The following is a 17,239-nucleotide window of genomic DNA, read 5'->3' on the forward strand; positions in this document are numbered from 1 at the left end:
CACCGATGACCGTCGTCGTGGCGTACGCCGACACCCCGCCCGGGCACGCCGCCGTCCGCGCCGCCGCCGAGGTGGACGGCCCGGCGGGCGAGACCGTCGTCCTGGTCAGTGCCGTGCGGGGGGAGGCGCCGCCGTCCACGGCCGAGGCCGAGGCCCGCTGGCCCGCGCTGGCCGGCCGGGTCGAGGTCGAGCAGGGCGACCTGGCCGACCCGAGCGACCGGGTCGTGCAGGTGGCGCAGCGCCGCGACGCCCGGCTCGTCGTCCTCGGGCTGCGCGCCCGCACGCCGGTCGGCAAGCTGGTCTTCGGCAGCACCGCCCAGCGGATCCTGCTCGACGCCACCTGCCCCGTGCTGGCGGTCAAGCCCGAGCCCGAGCCCGCCTAGGGCCGGCTGGCCGCGAGACCGTCCCGGCCCCGGCCGACACCCCGGAGCCGGTGCGTCAGTGCGACTCGCGCGAGACCTCCGACCCGCTCGACCCGACGAGGAAGTCGAGGTCGGCCCCGGTGTCGGCCTGCATCACCGTGCGCACGTAGAGCTGCTCCCACCCGCGCCGCGGCGCCGCGAACGCCTCGACCATCGCCGGGGCGGGCTCGCGGGACGCCAGCTCGTCGGGCGTCAGCTCGACGTCGAGCCGACGGTGGGCGACGTCGAGGACGACGACGTCACCGGTGCGCAGCAGGCCGAGCGGCCCGCCGGCCGCGGCCTCCGGCGCCACGTGGAGGACGACGGTGCCGTAGGCGGTGCCGCTCATCCGGCCGTCGCAGATCCGCACCATGTCGCGCACGCCGGCCTCGAGCAGCTTGGTGGGCAGCGGCAGGTTGGCGACCTCCGGCATGCCGGGATAGCCGCGCGGGCCGCAGCCGCGCAGCACGAGCACCGAGTCGGCGTCGACGTCGAGGTCGGGGTCGTCGATGCGGGCGTGCAGGTCCTCGATCGAGTCGAAGACCACGGCGCGGCCCCGGTGGTGCAGCAGCGCGGGCGTGGCCGCCGCAGGCTTGATGACGGCGCCGTCGGGCGCCAGGTTGCCGTGCAGCACGACGATGCCCGCGCTGGCCTGCAGCGGCTCGTCACGCGGCCGGATCACCTCGCGGTCCCAGATCTCGGCGTCGGCGAGGTAGCTGGTGAGCGGCCGTCCGGTCACCGTGAGGGCCTCGTCGTCCAGCAGGTCCTCGACCTGGCGCAGCACGGCGAGCAGCCCGCCGGCCCGGTGCAGGTCCTCCATCAGGTACCTGCCCGCGGGCTGCAGGTCGACCAGGAGCGGCACCCCGGCACCGGTGGCGTCGAAGTCGTCCTGGGTGAGCTCGACGCCGAGGCGGCCGGCGATGGCCAGCAGGTGCACGACGGCGTTCGTCGAGCCGCCCACCGCGGCCAGGGCGACGACGGCGTTGAGGAACGAGGCCCGGGTGAACAGCCCACTTGGACGCCGGTCGGCGTGCACCATCTCGACCGCCAGCCGGCCGGCCTCGTGCGAGCCCTCGAGCAGCCGGCTGTCGGGTGCGGGGGTGCCGGCGGTGCCAGGGATGGTCGCGCCCAGCGCCTCGGCCACCATCGCCATGGTCGACGCCGTGCCCATCGTGTTGCAGTGGCCGCGGCTACGGATCATCGACGACTCCGACCGCAGGAACTGCTCCTCGGAGAGGGTGCCGGCGCGCACCTCCTCCGAGAGCCGCCACACGTCGGTGCCGCACCCCAGCGGGACGCCGCGGAACGTGCCGGTCAGCATCGGCCCGCCGGGCACGACCAGCGCCGGGAGGTCGACCGAGGCGGCCGCCATCAGCAGCGAGGGGATGGTCTTGTCGCACCCGCCGAGCAGGACGACGCCGTCGACCGGGTTGGCGCGCAGCATCTCCTCCGTCGCCATCGCGGCCATGTTGCGCCACAGCATCGCCGTCGGCCGGACGAGCGTCTCGCCGAGCGACACCACCGGCAGCTCGAGCGGGATGCCGCCCGCGGCGTAGACGCCCTGCGCCACGCTCGCGGCGACCTCGGTGAGGTGGCGGTTGCACGGGGTGAGGTCGGAGGCGGTGTTGGCGATCGCGATGTGCGGTCGGCCGTCGAAGGCGTCGGACGGCAGCCCCCGTCGCATCCACGCGCGGTGGATGTAGGCGTTGCGGTCGGTGCCGGCGTACCACTGGGCGCTGCGTCGCTGCGACATCGGATTCCAATTCTCGAAACGATGATCTAGCATCTGGAACGTGCTGCACGGTACCGCCCCCCGGGCCGCGAGCGACAGCCCCGCGCCGGAGCGGCTGGTGGGCGCCGACCGCACCCTGGTCGTGCTCACCACCCTGGCCGGCTACCCCGAGGGGGCGTCGCTGGAGGAGATCACGGCCGCCGTGGGCAGCCCGAAGCCCACGGTGCACCGCGCACTGGGCGTCCTGCGTCGCGCCGGCCTCGCCGAGCAGCTCGGGCCGGGTCACTACGTGCTCGGCGACGAGTTCCTCCGGCTCGCCTTCGCCCACCACCAGGCGCGGCCCGACCACGTGCGCGTGCGCCCGGCCCTCGAGGCCCTCGCCGCCCGGTTCGGCGAGACCGCGCACTACACGGCCCTCGACGGCGACGACGTGGTCTACCGCGCGAAGGTCGACCCGGCCGAGGGCGCGGTGCGGCTGACCTCGGTGGTCGGCGGTCGCAACCCGGCCCACTGCACCGCGGCCGGCAAGCTGCTGCTCTCCTTCGCCCTCACCGACCGCGACCAGGTGGCCGCCTGGACGGGCTCGCGGACGCTCGAGCGACGCACCGACCGCACGCCGACCAGCGTCGACGCGCTGCACCGCGAGCTGGCCCAGGCCCGCGAGCGCGGGTTCAGCGTCGACGACCAGGAGAACGAGCCCGGCATCAACTGCCTCGCCGTCCCGGTCTTCCTCACCGGCCCGACGACGCCGAGCGGCGCGATCAGCGTGAGCGCGCTGGCCTACCGCACCCCGCTAACGGTGCTCGTCGACGCGCTCGACGAGATCCGCGACCTGGCCGGCGCGAGGCGGTGAGCCCCACGTCCCCGACGTCCCCGACGGCCCCGCCGGTGGCCGTCACCGACGCCCGGTTCGCCCTCGCCGAGGGGCCGCGCTGGGACGCCGTGACCCGGCGGCTGCTGTGGGTCGACATCCTCGGCCGCGCCTGCTTCCTGGGCCGGCTCGAGCGCGACCGGCTCGTGGTCGAGACCCGCCACGACTTCGACGCCCACGTCGGCGCCGCCGCCCGGGCCGACGACGGGTCGCTGCTGGTGGCCACCGGACGCCGCCTCACGACCGTGCGACCCGACGGCACCCGCATCGCCGGCGAGCCGATCGGCCTGGTCGGGCGGCGCGACCGCTTCAACGACGGCGTCTGCGACGCGCGCGGACGCTTCCTGGTCGGCACGGTCTCGCTCGACGGCGCGCACCGCTCGCAGCGGCTCCTGCAGGTGGGCGCGGACGGCGTCACCGTGCTCGACGACGACCTCGGCCTCTCGAACGGCCTGGGCTTCTCGCCCGACGGCGCCACGCTCTACAGCGTCGACAGCGTGCCGGGCACCGTGTGGCGGCGCGACTACGACCACGACACCGGCCGCGTCGGGCCGCGCACGCGCCTGCTCGACCTGTCCGACCGCACGCCCGACGGGCTCGCCGTCGACGAGCACGGCCGGCTGTGGATCGCGATCCACGGCGCCGGCGAGGTGCACCGCTACGACCCGCGCGGCACCCTGGCCGCCGTCGTCGCGGTGCCGTGCCCGCACACCACCAGTGTCGCCTTCGCCGGCGACGGCCTCGACCGGCTCGTCATCACGACGGCCTTCGGCGAGCTGAGCGACGCCGAGCGCGCCGCGGCGCCGCTCTCGGGCAGCGTCTTCGTCGCCGAGCCGGACTGCCGCGGCCTGCCCACCTTCGCGTGGTCGGGCCGACTCCCCGTGCCACCCCCTCGAACCAGGAGACCAGAGTGAGACTGATGCGCCTCGGCGCGGTCGGCGCGGAGCGCCCGGTCGTGCTGATCGACGAGACCCACTACGTCGACGTCTCGGACGTCGTCGCCGACTACGACGCCGACTTCTTCGCCCGGGGCGTCGAGGTCCTCGCGCCCGTCGTCGACGAGCGCGTCGCGTCGGGCCGGGTGCGCGAGCTGGCCGGCGAGCGGGTCGGCGCGCCGATCGCGCGACCGCACCAGATCCTCTGCATCGGTCTCAACTACAGCGACCACGCGGCCGAGACGGGCCAGGAGGTGCCGGCCGAGCCGATCCTGTTCACCAAGTCGCCCAACACGATGATCGGGCCGGACGACGACGTGCGCATCCCGCGCGGCTCGACCAAGACCGACTGGGAGGTCGAGCTCGGCGTCGTCGTCGGGCGGCGCACCTCCTACCTCGACTCCGTCGACGAGGCGCGCGACGCCATCGCAGGCTTCGTGCTCGTCAACGACGTCAGCGAGCGGGCCTTCCAGCTCGAGCGGTCGGGGCAGTGGTCGAAGGGCAAGTCGGCCGAGACCTTCAACCCGGCCGGCCCCTGGCTGGTCACGCCCGACGAGATCGACGACGTGCTCGCGCTCGACATGTGGCTGGACGTCAACGGGCAGCGGCGCCAGACGGGCTCGACCGCGACGATGATCTTCGACCCCTACGTGATCGTGCACCACCTGAGCCAGTTCATGGTGCTCGAGCCCGGTGACCTGATCAACACGGGCACGCCGCCCGGCGTCGGCATGGGCCTCGACCCGCAGGTCTGGCTGCAGCCCGGCGACGTGATGCAGCTGGGCATCGAGGGCCTCGGCACCCAACGCCAGCGGGTGCTGGCACCCCGATGAGCGCCCGACCGTGAAGGCCTTCGTGCTCACCGGGCCGCGCACGTCGCAGGTGCAGGACGTCGCCGCGCCCGTCGCCGGCCCGGGCGAGGTGGTCGTCGACGTCGCGCGGGTGGGCGTGTGCGGCACCGACGTCGAGTTCTTCACCGGCGAGATGCAGTACCTCCACGAGGGCATCACCACCTTCCCGCTGTGCCTGGGGCACGAGTGGAGCGGCACGGTGGTCGCGGTCGGCGGCCGCGACGACGAGTCGTGGCTCGGACGCCGGGTCACCGGCGACACCATGCTCGGCTGCGGGCGCTGCCGGCGGTGCCGCGGCGGGCGTCAGCACGTGTGCGAGCAGCGCAGCGAGCTCGGCATCCGCGGCTCCTACCCCGGGGCGCTCGCCGAGCAGCTGCTCGTGCCGGTGGCGAGCCTCCACCCCCTGCCCGACGAGGTCGACGACGCGGCCGGCGCGCTGGTCGAGCCGGGGGGCAACGCCTGGCGTGCGCTCGAGGGCGCGGCGGTGCGCGAGGGCGAACGGCTGCTCGTGCTGGGGCCCGGCACGATCGGTCTGCTGGTCGGCCTGCTCGCCCGCGCACGGGGCGTCGAGGTGCACCTGGTCGGCGTCACGCCGGAGTCGCTCGACTTCGCCCGCAGCCTCGGCTTCGAGCACGCCTGGACCGAGCGCGACCTGCCCCCGCTGGCCTTCGACGCCGTCGTCGACGCCTCCAACGCGGCCGACCTGCCCGCCCGGGCGGTCGAGCTCGTCGAGCCCGGCCGGCGCGTGGTCTACATCGGCCTGGCCGGCACACCCAGCCTCGTCGACACCCGTGCGATCGCGCTCAAGGACGTGACGGCGGTGGGCGTGCTCGGCGCCTCCGGCGGCCTGGCGGGGGCGATCGACCGGTATGCCGCCGGCGACGTCGACCCCCGCCCGCTCGTCGCGGCCACCGTCGGGCTGCACCAGACCCACGACGTGCTCGCCGGCTGGCGGCCCGCCGGCGCGGGCCGCGGCCCCAAGCTGCAGGTCGACCCCCGCGTCCACCACTGACCCTCGCTCGACCACGACGGAAGAAGGCACCACGTGAAGGACTTCGCAGGACTGGTCGCGGTCGTCACCGGCGGCTCCAGCGGCATCGGCGCGGCGGTGGCCGCCCAGCTGACCGACCGCGGCGCGACCGTCGTCGTGCTCGACCTGGTCGCACCCGAGGCGGGGCACGAGTTCGTGCCGTGCGACCTCACCTCCGAGACCGACCTCGCCCGCGCCGTCGACCACCTGACGACGCGCCACGGCCGGCTCGACGTGCTGGTCAACAACGCGGGCATCGGGGCCGCCGGCGACGTGACGGCCAACGACCGCGACGAGTGGCACCGCGTGCTCGACGTCAACGTGGTCTCGATGGCCCGCACCGCCGCCGCGATGATGCCCCTGCTGCGCCGCTCGCCGAGCGCCTCGCTCGTGAACGTGTCGTCGGTCGTGGCGGTGGTCGGCGTGCGCAACCGCGTCCTCTACTCGGCGACGAAGGGCGCGATCTACGCCATGACCCTCGCGATGGCGGCCGACCACGTCACGGAGGGCGTCCGCGTCAACGCCGTCGCGCCCGGCACGGCCGACACCCCCTGGATCAACCGGCTCCTCGCGGCCGCCGCCGACCCGACCGCCGAGGCCGCCGCGCTGCGGGCGCGCCAGCCCATGGGGCGGCTGGTGACCGCCGACGAGGTGGCCCACGCCGTGGCCTACCTGGCCAGCCCGCTGTCCGCCTCGACCACGGGCACGGTGCTCGGTGTCGACGGCGGCATGGGCACCCTCAAGGTCTGACCCCGGCCCCGCCGGAGGTCTCCGGTCCGGTCCCGGTGTGCCGGCGGCCTAGAGATGGTCGCCGTAGAAGGCGGCCAGCCGCTCGACGGCCTGGTCGACGTAGCGGGGGACGTCGTACAGGTCGTAATGCCCGGCGCCCTCGACGACGAGCAGGTCGACCGGGTTCGGGGCCATCTCGAACAGGGCCAGTCCGGCCTCGTAGGAGCAGGTGGTGCCGCGGCGTCCGCCCACGACGACCTGGAGGGGCTGGGTGAGCAGCGGGTCGACGAGGTGGAAGGCGTCGTAGCCGAGCAGCAGGGTGTCGCTGCGGGTGAGCCGTCGGTTGGTCGAGCGCTCGTGCTGCCCGCGCGGGGTGCGGTAGTAGGTGATCGCCTGCAGCGTGTCGACGTCGTCGAGGCCGGCCCGCTCGGCCTCCTCCAGGGTGTCGGGCAGCCAGGGCGAGCGGTCGAGCGTGCCGGTGACGGCCTCGCGGGTGCGGGCGGCGGCGAGGGCGTCGAGCGTGGCGACGGGCCCGTCGGGGGCGAAGCCGGGGCTGCGCCACGACGTCCCCATGTTGCCGGCGACGACGGTGCCGAGGGCCCTGATGCGGTGGTCGGTGCGCGCGGTGTGGACGGCGTAACCGCCGCCCGCGCAGATGCCGAGGGCGCCGATGCGTTCGGGGTCGACGCCGGCCACGGTGCTCAGGGCGTCGATGGCGTAGGAGATGTCCTCGCCGCGGCGGTAGGGGTCCTCGAGGTCGCGGGGCTCGCCGCCGCTCGCGCCCTGGTGGGCCGGGTCGAAGGTGAGCGCGGCGAGGCCGCGGGCGGCGAGCCGCGAGGCGTAGGTCGCGCCGATCTGCTCCTTCACGCTGCTGCCCGGGGTCGACAGGACGACGGCCGGCCGGGGCGTCGCGGGATCGTGGTCGTCCGGCAGGTGCAGGTCGGCGGCGAGGTCGAACGGGCCGCGGGGGATGCGGAGGTGACGGATCACGGGCGGGTACCTTCCCGAGTGGTGTGGTCCGGCATGAAGTTCCGGACGTCTGATAGTTCTGTTTCGTACTAGTACGAGACCGTATCAGTTCGGGAGGTGGGGCGTGGGCGACGACGGCGCGCAGCTGTGGAGCCTCAACCACCGGCTGGTCACGGTCGTGCTGGGCTCCTGCGTCGCCGAGCTCGACGAGCTCGGGCTGGAGACCAAGGAGTTCTTCGTCCTCGACGAGGTGGGCGCCTCGCCCTACCCGGCGCAGCTGGCCGACCGGCTGATGATCCCGCGCGCCAGCGTGACGGCCTACGTGCGCAGCCTCGTCGCCAAGGGCCTGCTGCAACGGGCCATCGACGAGGCCGACCTGCGGCGCCACCGGCTCGCCCTCACCGACGCGGGCGAGGACGCGCTGCGCCGGGCGCGGGCCGCCCTCGCCGCCGGGTTCGACGAGCGGCTCGCGCGGGTCTCGGCGTCCGATCGGGCCGAGCTGCGCCGCATCCTGCTGCTGCTGGTCGACCAGTCCGGACAGCACGGCTAGGCCGGGCCTCAGCCGATCTCGACGACCACCTTGCCCGGCAGCGTGCCGGCGGCTGCCCGGGCGTGGACGTCGGGCAGGTCGGCGAGCGCGACCCGCTCGGCGACGTCGACCCGCAGCTCGCCGCGGTCGACGCGCGCCACCAGCTCGGCCAGCGCGGCGGCGTCGGTCTCGACGAACAGGTTCACGCCACGGACGCCGCGGGCCTCGTCGGTGGGGGCGGGCATCCAGACGGTGGTGTTGACGACGATGCCGCCGTCGCGGACGAGGCCGGCGAACGAGGCCAGAACGCCGGGGTCAACGGGCGCGAGGTTGAGGACGACGTCGACCGGCTCGGTGACCGCCGTGGCGACGTCGCCGGCGGTGTGGTCGACGACCTCGGCCGCGCCCTGGGCGCGCACGCGCTCGGCGCTGCCGGGCCCGGCGGTGGCGATCACGTGCGCGCCGGCGGCCGCGGCCAGCTGGACGGCGTAGCCGCCCACGGCGCCGCTCGCGCCGTTGACGAGCACCCGCTGGCCGGCCTGCAGGCCGCCGTGGTCGAACAGCGCCTGCCGGGCGGTGAGGCCGACGAGGGGCAGGGCCGCGGCGTCGACGAGCGGGATGCTCGTGGGCGCGGTGGCGAGGGTGTCGGCGTCGACCAGCACCAGCTCGGCCGAGGCGCCGTCCGCGACCATCGGGAGGAACCCGACGACCGGTTGCCCGACCTCGAGCCCGGTCACGCCGTCGCCGAGCGCGTCGACCGTGCCGGCGACGTCGCGACCCGGGGTGTGGGGGAGGGCGACCGGGATCGGGCCCTGCATGGCGCCGGCTCGGACGGTGCCGTCGATGCCGTTGAAGCTCGTCGCCGCCACCCGCACCCGCGCCTGGCCGGGGCCCGGCTCGGGCTCGGGGGCGTCGTCCAGCCGCAGGACCTCCGGACCGCCGTACTCGTGGAACCGCACTGCCCTCATCGCTGACCTCCCTCGTCGACCGGACCCACTGCCCGGTGCGACCTCTAAACGGACGATATCGTCCGATTCATTCCCCGGTCGACGAGGTCGGTTTGAATGGACGTCGTGAGCGGCGAGGGGACGACGCGCCGCCGGGCGCCCCGGACCGATGCCGTGCAGAACCGCGAGCGGCTGGCGCGGGCCGCGGTGGCCGCCATCCACCGCGAGGGACTCGCCGTGCCGATGGCCACCATCGCGAAGGACGCCGGGGTCGGCGTCGGCACCGTCTACCGCAACCACCCCACGCGCGACGACCTGCTCGACGACCTCACCCGCCGCTCCTTCGAGCTGATGCTGACCCGCATCGAGGCGGCCACGGACGACGCCCCCACCGCCGTCGACGCGCTGCGCGGCTTCCTCACCGCGGTCGTCGGCGACCGCGACGCGATGCTGCTGCCCTCGACCGGCGGCCCGGCCCCGCGCGGCCGGGAGGCCCGCGCCGCCCAGCGCGAGCTGCACACCCGCATCCGCGCCCTGCTCGACCGCGGCGCCGCCGAGGGCTCGATCCGCCGCGAGGTCGAGGTGGCCGACGTCGCGTGGCTCGGCGCCACCCTCGCCCAGCCCGGCCGGCCCGGGCCGACCTGGGACCGGGTCTGCCGGCGTCTGCTCGAGACCTACCTCGCCGGCCTCGCCACGCCCTGACCCGATCGGGCCATGGGCGGCGGGCCGGGCGGGTGCCAGCGTTGGTCGTCCCTTCCTGCGTCCCTGCATTCCTCGGAGACCCCGTGACCCGTCGTCCCCTCGCCCTGCCCTCTGTCGCGCCGTCCCTCGTGGTGATGGTGCTGGCGCTGCTGCTCGCCTGCGCGTCGACGTCGTACGCGGCCGGCGTCGCCGCCGGCAGCGTCGGCACCAAGCAGCTGCGCGACAGGGCCGTCACCACGGCCAAGATCAAGCCGGGTGCCGTCACCGGCGGCTCGGTCCGCGACGGCTCGTTGACCGCCCGCGACCTGGCCCGCGGCACCGTGGCGCCGCCGTCGGTGACCGTGGCGCGCGCCGTCGGCGACCTGCCCGAGACGCAGGTGCTGGCGATGAAGAACCTGCGGTTCGGCTTCGCGTGCGACGCCACGCAGCGGCTGGCGCGGCTGGTGGTCACCTCGGTCTCCGGCCGCCTCGACCGGGTGGGCAACGAGATCGTGCGCAGCGGCGGCACCCAGAGCCCGCGCTCGGTGGTGAACGTCGCCAACACCCTCACCGTCCTCGGCGAGCCCGCGCCGGCCGGCCTCACGGCGTCCACCACCTTCGAGGGCACCATCCAGGCCGCGGGCTCCCCGGCCGTGCGGGTCACCGTGGGTCTGCTGTGGTCGCCGTCGTCGTCCACCCCCTGCACCCTGCGCCTGACCGCCACCCCGACCGGCTGACCCCCAGACCCACCGGCCCGCCGAGGCCGACCTGCCCACACGGACCCTGAGCCTGTCGAAGGGCACTCACCGGTGGTTGAGCAGCGAGCCCCAGCGAGCGTCGTCGAAACCACCAGCCCTTCGCGCAGACGTTCGCGCACGACGTCCCTTCGACAAGCTCAGGGTCCGTGGGGGTGCGTTGCCGTTGACCGTGCGAGGTCTCGAGGCTCGGCCGTGGCCGGCCTCGCACCTCGACCACCGGAGCCGCCGGTGGTTAAGCAGCGAGCCCCGGCGAGCGTAGTCGAAACCACCGGCCCACCAAGGCCAGCCCGAAGCCACGGACCCTGAGCTTGTCGAAGGGCCTACCGGAGTTGTCTACAGGCCATCGAACAGCCGAGCGGTTGTCAGTGGTCACCGATAGAATCGGCGCATGCCGACCACCACCCAGAGCGCCCGCGTCAGCAGCGCCCCGCTGCTCGACGCGGTCGAGTCCGTGGTGGCCGAGCAAGCCCGGATCGACGTCGCCAAGCTCCGAGCCGTGCTCGCCTGGGCGGCCGAGAACGAGGTGGACGACGCCGACTACGTCGCCGATGCCCTGGCCGAACCCGGGCTCGAGGTCGCCGGCCCGGGCGCCCCGGTCGTCTACGAATGGGCCGCGCTCGACCTCGCGGCCGTCATGGGCGTCTCCACCGACTCCGGCCTGCGCTACCTCGGCCACGCCCTCGAGCTGCGCCACCGCCTCCCCCGCCTCCACGCCCGCGTGGACGCCGGCGAGGTGCCGGTGTGGCGGGCCTTCCGGGTCGCCGAGCACACCGTGATCCTCAGCAAGGTCGGCGCCGCGTTCGTCGACCAGGCCCTGGCTCCCTTCGCCCACGACCTCTCGCTCGCCCAGATCGAGCGGACCACGGCCGCTGCGATTGCCCGGTTCGACCCCGAGGAAGCCGAACGGCGACGCCAGGAAGCCGCCGAACGCCGGCAGGTCGACATCCGGCTGAACGGGCTCGACGTGCCGATCAACGGCACCGTCGAGATCGCCGCCACCCTCGACGTCGCCGACGCGATCGACCTCGAAGCCGCCGTCCAGGCAGGTGCCCAGCAGCTCGCCGACCTCGGCTCGACCGAGACCCTCGACGTCCGCCGCTCCCAGGCCCTGGGCGAGATGGCCCGCGCGCAGCTCGCCCTCGACCTCGACACCGAGCCCGGCGCCGGTCGCGGGGTGACGCTGTACGCGCACCTCGACGCCACCGACGCCGGCGTCCTCGACAACACCCAGACCCCCGTGCTCATCGAGCAGATCAAGCAGTGGTGCGCCACCGCCGGCACCAAGGTCGCCGTCCGACCCGTCCTCGACCTGAACGTCGAGAAGTCCAACGACGCCTACAGGCCCAGCCCCGCCGTCACCGAGTACGTGATGCTCCGCGACCGCCACTGCGTCTTCCCACGCTGCACCAGACGCCGCGTCGACCTCGACCACATCCACCCCCACGAGTCCGGCGGCCCGACCTCGACGTCCAACCTCGCACCGCTCTGCCGCCGGCACCACCGCGCCAAGACCCACAGCCGCTGGCGCTACCGGGTGCTCGAACCCGGCCACTACGAGTGGACCAGCCCCACCGGCCGCACCTTCACCGTCGACCGCCGCCGACGACCCTGACCGCCCCACACCCCGCCCTCACGGTGGGGTCGTCGGCATGTCCTGCGAACGATTCGGCCGGATCGGTCATTCGCCTGTGCTCGCCAGGGTGGTGTGGCACGTTCTGTCATGCCGAACGACGAGGAGGCAGACGTGGGACCGACCTTCGAGCGACGCCGGCCCGGCTCTCGGCCCAGCACGCCGAACGATCGTCACGCCGAGACGCACGCCCCGGATGCGCCGGTCGTCGCCCCCGTGAGTCCGTCACGCGTGGCCACGGACGGCGACGGCGCGAGCGCGCACTCGCCCCTCCGTCGGCTCTTGGCCGGCCCGCAGGCAGAGGTCGGCGGCGAGCAGGTCGGGGCCGACCTGCACCAGCACGGTCCGGGCTGCACCCACGTGCGTCGCAGTCTGGCCGCCGTGTCCTCCGGCGCACTCCTGGCTGAGGACTCGCACCGCGGCGCCACTGCTCGGCACGACGGGGGATCGCCGCGCATCAGCCGATTGGCGAGCGGGCAGTCGCCCATCATCCGCCGCAAGCTGAGTGACGATGCGGTCGACTCGCTCAACGAGCGCATCGACACGGAGTCGAAGCGGTTCGCCCGGGCGAACCGGGGACTCAAGCCGACGTTCGAGATCGACTACACACCGATCGACGAGCGGTTCGGCCAGCTGACGCGATCGGTACGCATGAACGAGGACGGCACGGAGGAGGGAGCGACGCGCGACCTCCTCGACGGCGTGGTGGCTGACGCGACGACGTTCGTCGCCTTCACCACAGCGAACGCGGCGCTGATCTCGACGATCCACGAGACCTTCAAGGACTTCAGGGGACCGGCCGGAGCCGGGCCGACGCTGGCGATGATGGACGTGATCGCGGTCCGGCTCGGAGGCGAGAAGTTCTCGGCCATGCGCAACCGGGTCGCGCGGAGGATCCAGGACAACGAGGCGACGGCCCAGGACCTCGAGCAGGTGAGGGACGAGCTGTACCGGCTCGTCATCCCGTCGAGCGAGGAGCTCGAGACGTCGCGTGGGGTGAACGAGGACGCGACGATCGCTGCGCTCGACAAGATGATCAAGGTCGGCCTGATGGAGCCGGCCAAGATGGTCGCCCCGTGGAAGAGCAGCTTCGACGTCGGCCGCGACCAGTTCGGAGCCGGGTGGTCGCTGAGGTCGAACGTCCTGTCCGGCAAGGCGCAGTGGGTCAGGACCTGGGAGTACCACATCCACGGCGAGGCTCTGCGCGACGGAACCGGTCAGGTGATCGGCTTCAACATCAAGCGTGGTCACGTGAAGCCGACCAAGAGCGCCAAGGCGACGGGCAAGTCGATCCACGTCACCAACCCCGCCTTCGAGGCCAAGGTCAAGGCCGACGAGCTGCCGAAGTTCCTGCGGTGGGCGAACAACGGCCAAGGCAAGACCGAGCTGGCCAAGACCAAGTAGCTCCTGAGACCGCGCGAGGCCTGCGCACCTCCGCCTGGCTCAGCCCTCCAGCAGGCTCAGCTGCAACATCAGGGCGAAGCGCTGGCGGTGGTCGTCGAGGTCGACGTCGCCGACCTCGCGGACCCGGCGGAGGCGGTAGCGGAAGGTGTTGGGGTGGACGAAGACGGCGTCGGCGGCGGCGCCGATGTCGCCGAAGGCCTCGAGCCACGCGCGGAGGGTGGGCACCAGGCTGGCGGCGTGGCGCTCGTCGTAGGCGACCAGGCGGGCGAGCGGGCCGGTGAGTGGCTCGGCGCGGGCGCCGGCGAGGTCGCGCAGCTCGAGCAGCAGCAGGTCGGTCTGGACGTCGGCCAGCCGGGCCACCACGGGGCCGCCGCCGCGCCCGCCGGGCCCGTGCCGCTCGCGCAGCACCCGCAGCACCCGGTCGGTGGTGGCGCGGGAGTCGACGACGCCGGCGGTGGTCGAGGCGACCGGGCCGACCGCGATCAGCGGCCGGGTGCGCTCGCCGATGCGCTCGACGAAGTCCCGCGCCAGCGCGACCATCCGCTCCTCGGCGTCCTCCGCGCCGTCGGCCGAGGCCGCCGCCAGCCCGTACGCCGTCCCGCCCAGCAGCGCCGTCGCCGAGCGCGAGCTCATCGCCGACAGGTGCACCGCGAACGCGTCGGCCAGCCGCTCGCGCTCGTGCGACTGCGCCGGGTCGCCGGCCTCGTCCCCGGCCGCCACCGTGAAGCCCAGCACCACCAGCGGCACGTCGGCGAGGCCGAGCCGCTTCAGCGAGTCGCGGGCCCCCGGCCCGCCCTCGAGCACCGAGCCCACGAGGTCGGCCCGCACCCGCCGCTGCACGTCGGACCCCGCCCGCGCCCGCAGCAGGTGCAGCGCCGCCAACGTCGCGGCCTCCCGCAGCGCCTGGCTGCGCTCCTCGCTCAACGGCGCGTGCACCGCGGCCCAGATCGAGCCGAGCACCTCGTCGCCGGCGCGGACGGCGATCGCGACCCGCGGCATCGAGAACGCGTCGTCCTCGGCGGGGCTGATGAAGACCGGCTGGTCGGTGCGGTGCAGCTCGCTGAAGACGCCGCGCTCGCTGAGGATGCGCGAGTAGCGCTCCGGCACCTGCCGCCCGAGGATCGTCTCGACCCGCGACGGGTCGGCCTCGTCCTGGCGGCCCGAGAACGCCAGCACCCGCGAGCTGCGGTCCTCGATCGTCACCGGCGCGTCGAGCAGCGAGGCGACCGCGTTGGCCACCGCGAACAGGTCGCCCGACGGCAGGCCGCCCAGTGACTCCTGCTCGGCGCCGCCCACGTCGCCCTCGGCCAGCAGCGAGCGCAGCATCGCGGCCAGGTGCGCCCATGGTGCCCCGCGGCTCAGCCCCAGCAGCGCCACGCCGGCGGCATCGGCGGCGGCCCGCACCGCGTCGTCGACCGGTGCCGGCGCGCGCAGCACCAGCCCGGCGGCATTGGCGCGTCCGAGGTCGGCCAGCAGCGCGACCACCCGCTCCGGCGTGTCGACGCCGACGCCCAGCACCAGCGCGTGCGGCGGCAGCACCGGCGCGTCGAGCGGGTCGTGGATGACGACCCCACCGATCGCCCCGCCGCCGTCGGCGTCGCCGTGCACGAGGTCGAGCAGCGTGGCGCCGAGGTGGTCGAGCACCCGGCCCAGGCTCGCCCGCGGGTGCGGGGCGGGGGCCGCGGTCACCCGCACGAGGCTACGGCTCCCGGACGGCGCTCACACCGGCAACCACTCGGTGCCGGTCGTGACGGCGGCCAGCTCGTCCTCCAGTGGGAGGACGCCGAGACCGGGCCCGGTGGGCACGGCCAGGTGGCCGTCGTCGAGCACGAAGGGCTCGGTGACGTCGCGGGCGTAGTAGCGGCCCGAGCCCGAGGTGTCGCCGGGCAGCGTGAACCCGGGCAGCGCGGCGAGCGCCACGTTGGCGGCGCGGCCGAGCCCGGTCTCGAGCATGCCGCCGCACCACACCGGCACGCCGTGGGCCACGCACACGTCGTGGATGCGGCGGGCCTCGAGGTAGCCACCGACGCGGCCGGGCTTGATATTGACGATGGCGGCGGCGCCGAGGCGGATGGCGGCCGCGGCCGACTGCGCCGAGACGATCGACTCGTCGAGGCACACCGGCGTCGCGATCTGCTTCGCGAGCTCGGCGTGGCCGAGCACGTCCTCCTCCTCCAGCGGCTGCTCAATCAGCAGCAGGTCGAAGGGGTCGAGCCGCGCCAGGTGCCGCGCGTCGCCGAGGGTGTAGGCGGTGTTGGCGTCGACCTGCAGCAGCACGTCGTCGCCGAACGCCTCGCGGACGGCGCGCACCGGCTCGACGTCCCAGCCCGTCTCGATCTTGAGCTTGATGCGCACGTAGCCCTCGTCGAGGTAGCCGCCCACCGCGTCGACGAGCGCGGGCACGCTGTCCATGATCCCGACCGAGACGCCGCACGGCACCCGGTCGCGCACGGCGCCCAGCTCGCGGGCGAAGGAGCGGCCCTCGCTGCGCAGCTCGGCGTCGAGGACGGCGGTCTCGAGCGCCGCCTTGGCCATGCGGTGGCCCTTGAACGGCGCCAGCACGCGGGCCACGTCGGTGGCCACGACCGGGCCGGCGGCCGCGAGCGCCGGCACCAGGAAGCGCCTCAGCACGTCGACGACGCCGTCGTTGTACTCCGAGGAGTAGCGCGGGTCGGCCATCGCGACGCACTCGCCCCAGCCCTCGGCCTCGTCGGTGACCACCCGCAGCAGCACCAGCTCGCGCACGGTCTGCGTGCCGAACGACGTGCGGAACGGCGACACCAGGGGCATCGCCACGCGTCGCAGCTCGACTCCGGTCAGCTTCACGCCGACCTCCTCACCAGGTAGTGGCCCGACCGGTCGAAGCCGACGATGCGGCCGCCGTCGTCGAGCAGGGTGGTCAGCGCCTCGCGGACGGCGACGCGCCAGCGCGCGGCCAGGGCGGGGTCGGTGGCGCGCAGCGCCGAGACGTCGTGCGGGACGGCGACGGTCACCGTCTCGCCCTCCAGCGAGCCCGGCACCGGCTCGCCGTCCGCGCCGACGGTCACGCCGGCGACGGCGTCCGCGGGGCCGGGGGTCGGCACGGGCGTCGCGGCGCTGGCGGCCGCGACGGCGGGGTCGCGCAGGTCCCACCGCACCAGCAGCCGGTCGGTGGCGTCGGTGCCGTTGATGCTGTCGCGCATCGGGCCGTAGAAGTCGGCGAGGTACTCCACCGGACGGGCGCCGAGCTTGGCCAGGTTGAAGTAGGCGTTGCGGCTGACGAGCGGGTCGAAGGTCCAGGCGATGCGGTCGACGCCGCGCAGCATCGACCACGCCCGCTGGTGCACCTTGAGCGCGACGCCGACGTGGCGGCCGGTGACCTCGGGCGCGGTGCCGGCGATGTGGCTGTGCAGCGTGCCCTCGGCGGGGGAGTGGAAGAACGCCACGCAGGCGCCGACCATGCGGCCCTCACCCGGGCCGTCGGTGGTCTCGAAGGCGCCGGTGACGTGGTTGCCGGCCTTGCCGAACGCCCGCAGCAGCTCGAGGGTGACCGGCGGGTTGGCGGCCCGGCCCCAGATGCGCGAGAGCAGGGCGACGACGTCGGCCAGCCCGGCGAGGTCGTGCACCTCGCGCACGACGACCCCGGAGGCCAGCGCCGCGGCGTCGGCGGCCTGCACGGCGAGGTCGAGGTCGCGGTCGAGCCGGGTCGTCGGGGTCGTCGGGGTCGTCGGGGTCGTGGGGGAGGGGGGCGCCGCGTGGGCCACGTTGCTCACACCGGACATCGTCCCGAGGT

17 protein-coding genes are annotated in these 17,239 nt (G+C 74.6%); 11 read left to right on the forward strand and 6 right to left on the reverse strand.

Annotated elements, in window-relative coordinates; genetic code table 11:
- Positions 1 to 5: 5 nt before the first annotated feature.
- A complete protein-coding gene (locus tag ABEA04_RS04410; protein WP_345454915.1) occupies positions 6 to 383 on the forward strand; it encodes a universal stress protein in 378 nt (125 codons plus the stop codon).
- 55 nt (positions 384 to 438) lie between these two features.
- On the opposite strand, the gene ABEA04_RS04415 is transcribed toward ABEA04_RS04410, so the two are convergent.
- Positions 439 to 2,154, reverse strand: coding sequence for a dihydroxy-acid dehydratase (locus tag ABEA04_RS04415; protein WP_345454917.1), 1,716 nt, complete (start codon positions 2,152 to 2,154; stop codon positions 439 to 441).
- A gap of 40 nt (positions 2,155 to 2,194) precedes the next feature.
- Between ABEA04_RS04415 and ABEA04_RS04420 the strand changes: the two genes are divergently transcribed.
- From ABEA04_RS04420 to ABEA04_RS04440, 5 genes are read left to right on the forward strand one after another with little or no spacing between them, the layout of a single operon-like run.
- Positions 2,195 to 2,986, forward strand: a complete 792-nt coding sequence (locus ABEA04_RS04420) for an IclR family transcriptional regulator (protein ID WP_345454919.1) — start codon at positions 2,195 to 2,197, stop codon at positions 2,984 to 2,986.
- Positions 2,983 to 3,918: an SMP-30/gluconolactonase/LRE family protein gene (locus ABEA04_RS04425; RefSeq protein WP_345454921.1), complete on the forward strand. Its 936-nt coding sequence runs from the start codon at positions 2,983 to 2,985 to the stop codon at positions 3,916 to 3,918. The genes ABEA04_RS04420 and ABEA04_RS04425 overlap by 4 nt, the downstream gene beginning before the upstream one ends.
- Positions 3,919 to 3,923: 5 nt before the next feature.
- Positions 3,924 to 4,772 (forward strand): fumarylacetoacetate hydrolase family protein, encoded by an 849-nt coding sequence (locus ABEA04_RS04430; RefSeq protein ID WP_345455630.1) that lies wholly within the window; start codon positions 3,924 to 3,926, stop codon positions 4,770 to 4,772.
- Between the two features lie 10 nt (positions 4,773 to 4,782).
- A complete protein-coding gene (locus ABEA04_RS04435) occupies positions 4,783 to 5,802 on the forward strand; it encodes a zinc-dependent alcohol dehydrogenase (protein ID WP_345454923.1) in 1,020 nt (339 codons plus the stop codon).
- Positions 5,803 to 5,835: 33 nt separating this feature from the next.
- Positions 5,836 to 6,570 carry an SDR family NAD(P)-dependent oxidoreductase gene (locus ABEA04_RS04440; protein ID WP_345454925.1) on the forward strand — a complete coding sequence of 245 codons (735 nt, stop codon included), beginning with the start codon at positions 5,836 to 5,838 and terminating at the stop codon, positions 6,568 to 6,570.
- 48 nt (positions 6,571 to 6,618) lie between these two features.
- Here ABEA04_RS04440 and ABEA04_RS04445 read toward each other — a convergent pair whose 3' ends face one another.
- Complete coding sequence (locus tag ABEA04_RS04445; protein WP_345454927.1) at positions 6,619 to 7,539, reverse strand: alpha/beta hydrolase; 921 nt, start codon at positions 7,537 to 7,539, stop codon at positions 6,619 to 6,621.
- A gap of 103 nt (positions 7,540 to 7,642) precedes the next feature.
- On the opposite strand from ABEA04_RS04445, the gene ABEA04_RS04450 reads away from it, so the two are divergent.
- Positions 7,643 to 8,068: a MarR family winged helix-turn-helix transcriptional regulator gene (locus ABEA04_RS04450; protein WP_345454929.1), complete on the forward strand. Its 426-nt coding sequence runs from the start codon at positions 7,643 to 7,645 to the stop codon at positions 8,066 to 8,068.
- Between the two features lie 8 nt (positions 8,069 to 8,076).
- Here ABEA04_RS04450 and ABEA04_RS04455 read toward each other — a convergent pair whose 3' ends face one another.
- Complete coding sequence (locus ABEA04_RS04455; RefSeq protein WP_345454931.1) at positions 8,077 to 9,015, reverse strand: NADP-dependent oxidoreductase; 939 nt, start codon at positions 9,013 to 9,015, stop codon at positions 8,077 to 8,079.
- 105 nt (positions 9,016 to 9,120) lie between these two features.
- On the opposite strand from ABEA04_RS04455, the gene ABEA04_RS04460 reads away from it, so the two are divergent.
- The 4 genes from ABEA04_RS04460 (at position 9,121) to ABEA04_RS04475 (ending at position 13,467) form a co-directional block, all read left to right on the forward strand.
- Positions 9,121 to 9,696 (forward strand): TetR/AcrR family transcriptional regulator, encoded by a 576-nt coding sequence (locus tag ABEA04_RS04460; protein WP_345454933.1) that lies wholly within the window; start codon positions 9,121 to 9,123, stop codon positions 9,694 to 9,696.
- A gap of 83 nt (positions 9,697 to 9,779) precedes the next feature.
- The gene (locus tag ABEA04_RS04465; RefSeq protein ID WP_345454936.1) at positions 9,780 to 10,412 is read left to right on the forward strand and encodes a hypothetical protein; all 633 of its coding nucleotides are present in this window, start codon (positions 9,780 to 9,782) and stop codon (positions 10,410 to 10,412) included.
- Positions 10,413 to 10,821: 409 nt separating this feature from the next.
- A complete protein-coding gene (locus tag ABEA04_RS04470) occupies positions 10,822 to 12,045 on the forward strand; it encodes an HNH endonuclease (RefSeq protein WP_345454938.1) in 1,224 nt (407 codons plus the stop codon).
- A 108-nt stretch (positions 12,046 to 12,153) separates the two neighbouring features.
- Entirely contained in the window at positions 12,154 to 13,467 is a 1,314-nt protein-coding gene (locus tag ABEA04_RS04475) for a hypothetical protein (RefSeq protein ID WP_345454940.1), read from the forward strand.
- Positions 13,468 to 13,506: 39 nt separating this feature from the next.
- Here the strand turns inward: ABEA04_RS04475 and ABEA04_RS04480 are convergent, their stop codons facing one another.
- From ABEA04_RS04480 to ABEA04_RS04490, 3 genes are read right to left on the reverse strand one after another with little or no spacing between them, the layout of a single operon-like run.
- Positions 13,507 to 15,156, reverse strand: coding sequence for a PucR family transcriptional regulator (locus ABEA04_RS04480; protein ID WP_345454942.1), 1,650 nt, complete (start codon positions 15,154 to 15,156; stop codon positions 13,507 to 13,509).
- Positions 15,157 to 15,186: 30 nt separating this feature from the next.
- On the reverse strand, positions 15,187 to 16,293 hold the full coding sequence (menC, locus tag ABEA04_RS04485) for an o-succinylbenzoate synthase (RefSeq protein WP_345454944.1): 1,107 nt from the start codon (positions 16,291 to 16,293) through the stop codon (positions 15,187 to 15,189).
- Positions 16,290 to 17,219: a GNAT family N-acetyltransferase gene (locus ABEA04_RS04490; RefSeq protein WP_345454946.1), complete on the reverse strand. Its 930-nt coding sequence runs from the start codon at positions 17,217 to 17,219 to the stop codon at positions 16,290 to 16,292. The genes menC and ABEA04_RS04490 overlap by 4 nt, the downstream gene beginning before the upstream one ends.
- Positions 17,220 to 17,239: the final 20 nt, after the last annotated feature.

It is taken from the genome of Nocardioides marinquilinus (genome assembly GCF_039543705.1).
GTDB lineage: Bacteria > Actinomycetota > Actinomycetes > Propionibacteriales > Nocardioidaceae > Nocardioides > Nocardioides marinquilinus.

Coding starts and splice junctions, on each gene's coding strand:
- ABEA04_RS04410 (WP_345454915.1), top strand. CDS start 6: ATGACCGTCGTCGTGGCGTACGCCGACACCCCGCCCGGGCACGCCGCC.
- ABEA04_RS04415 (WP_345454917.1), bottom strand. CDS start 2,154: ATGTCGCAGCGACGCAGCGCCCAGTGGTACGCCGGCACCGACCGCAAC.
- ABEA04_RS04430 (WP_345455630.1), top strand. CDS start 3,924: ATGCGCCTCGGCGCGGTCGGCGCGGAGCGCCCGGTCGTGCTGATCGAC.
- ABEA04_RS04455 (WP_345454931.1), bottom strand. CDS start 9,015: ATGAGGGCAGTGCGGTTCCACGAGTACGGCGGTCCGGAGGTCCTGCGG.
- ABEA04_RS04470 (WP_345454938.1), top strand. CDS start 10,822: ATGCCGACCACCACCCAGAGCGCCCGCGTCAGCAGCGCCCCGCTGCTC.
- ABEA04_RS04475 (WP_345454940.1), top strand. CDS start 12,154: ATGCCGAACGACGAGGAGGCAGACGTGGGACCGACCTTCGAGCGACGC.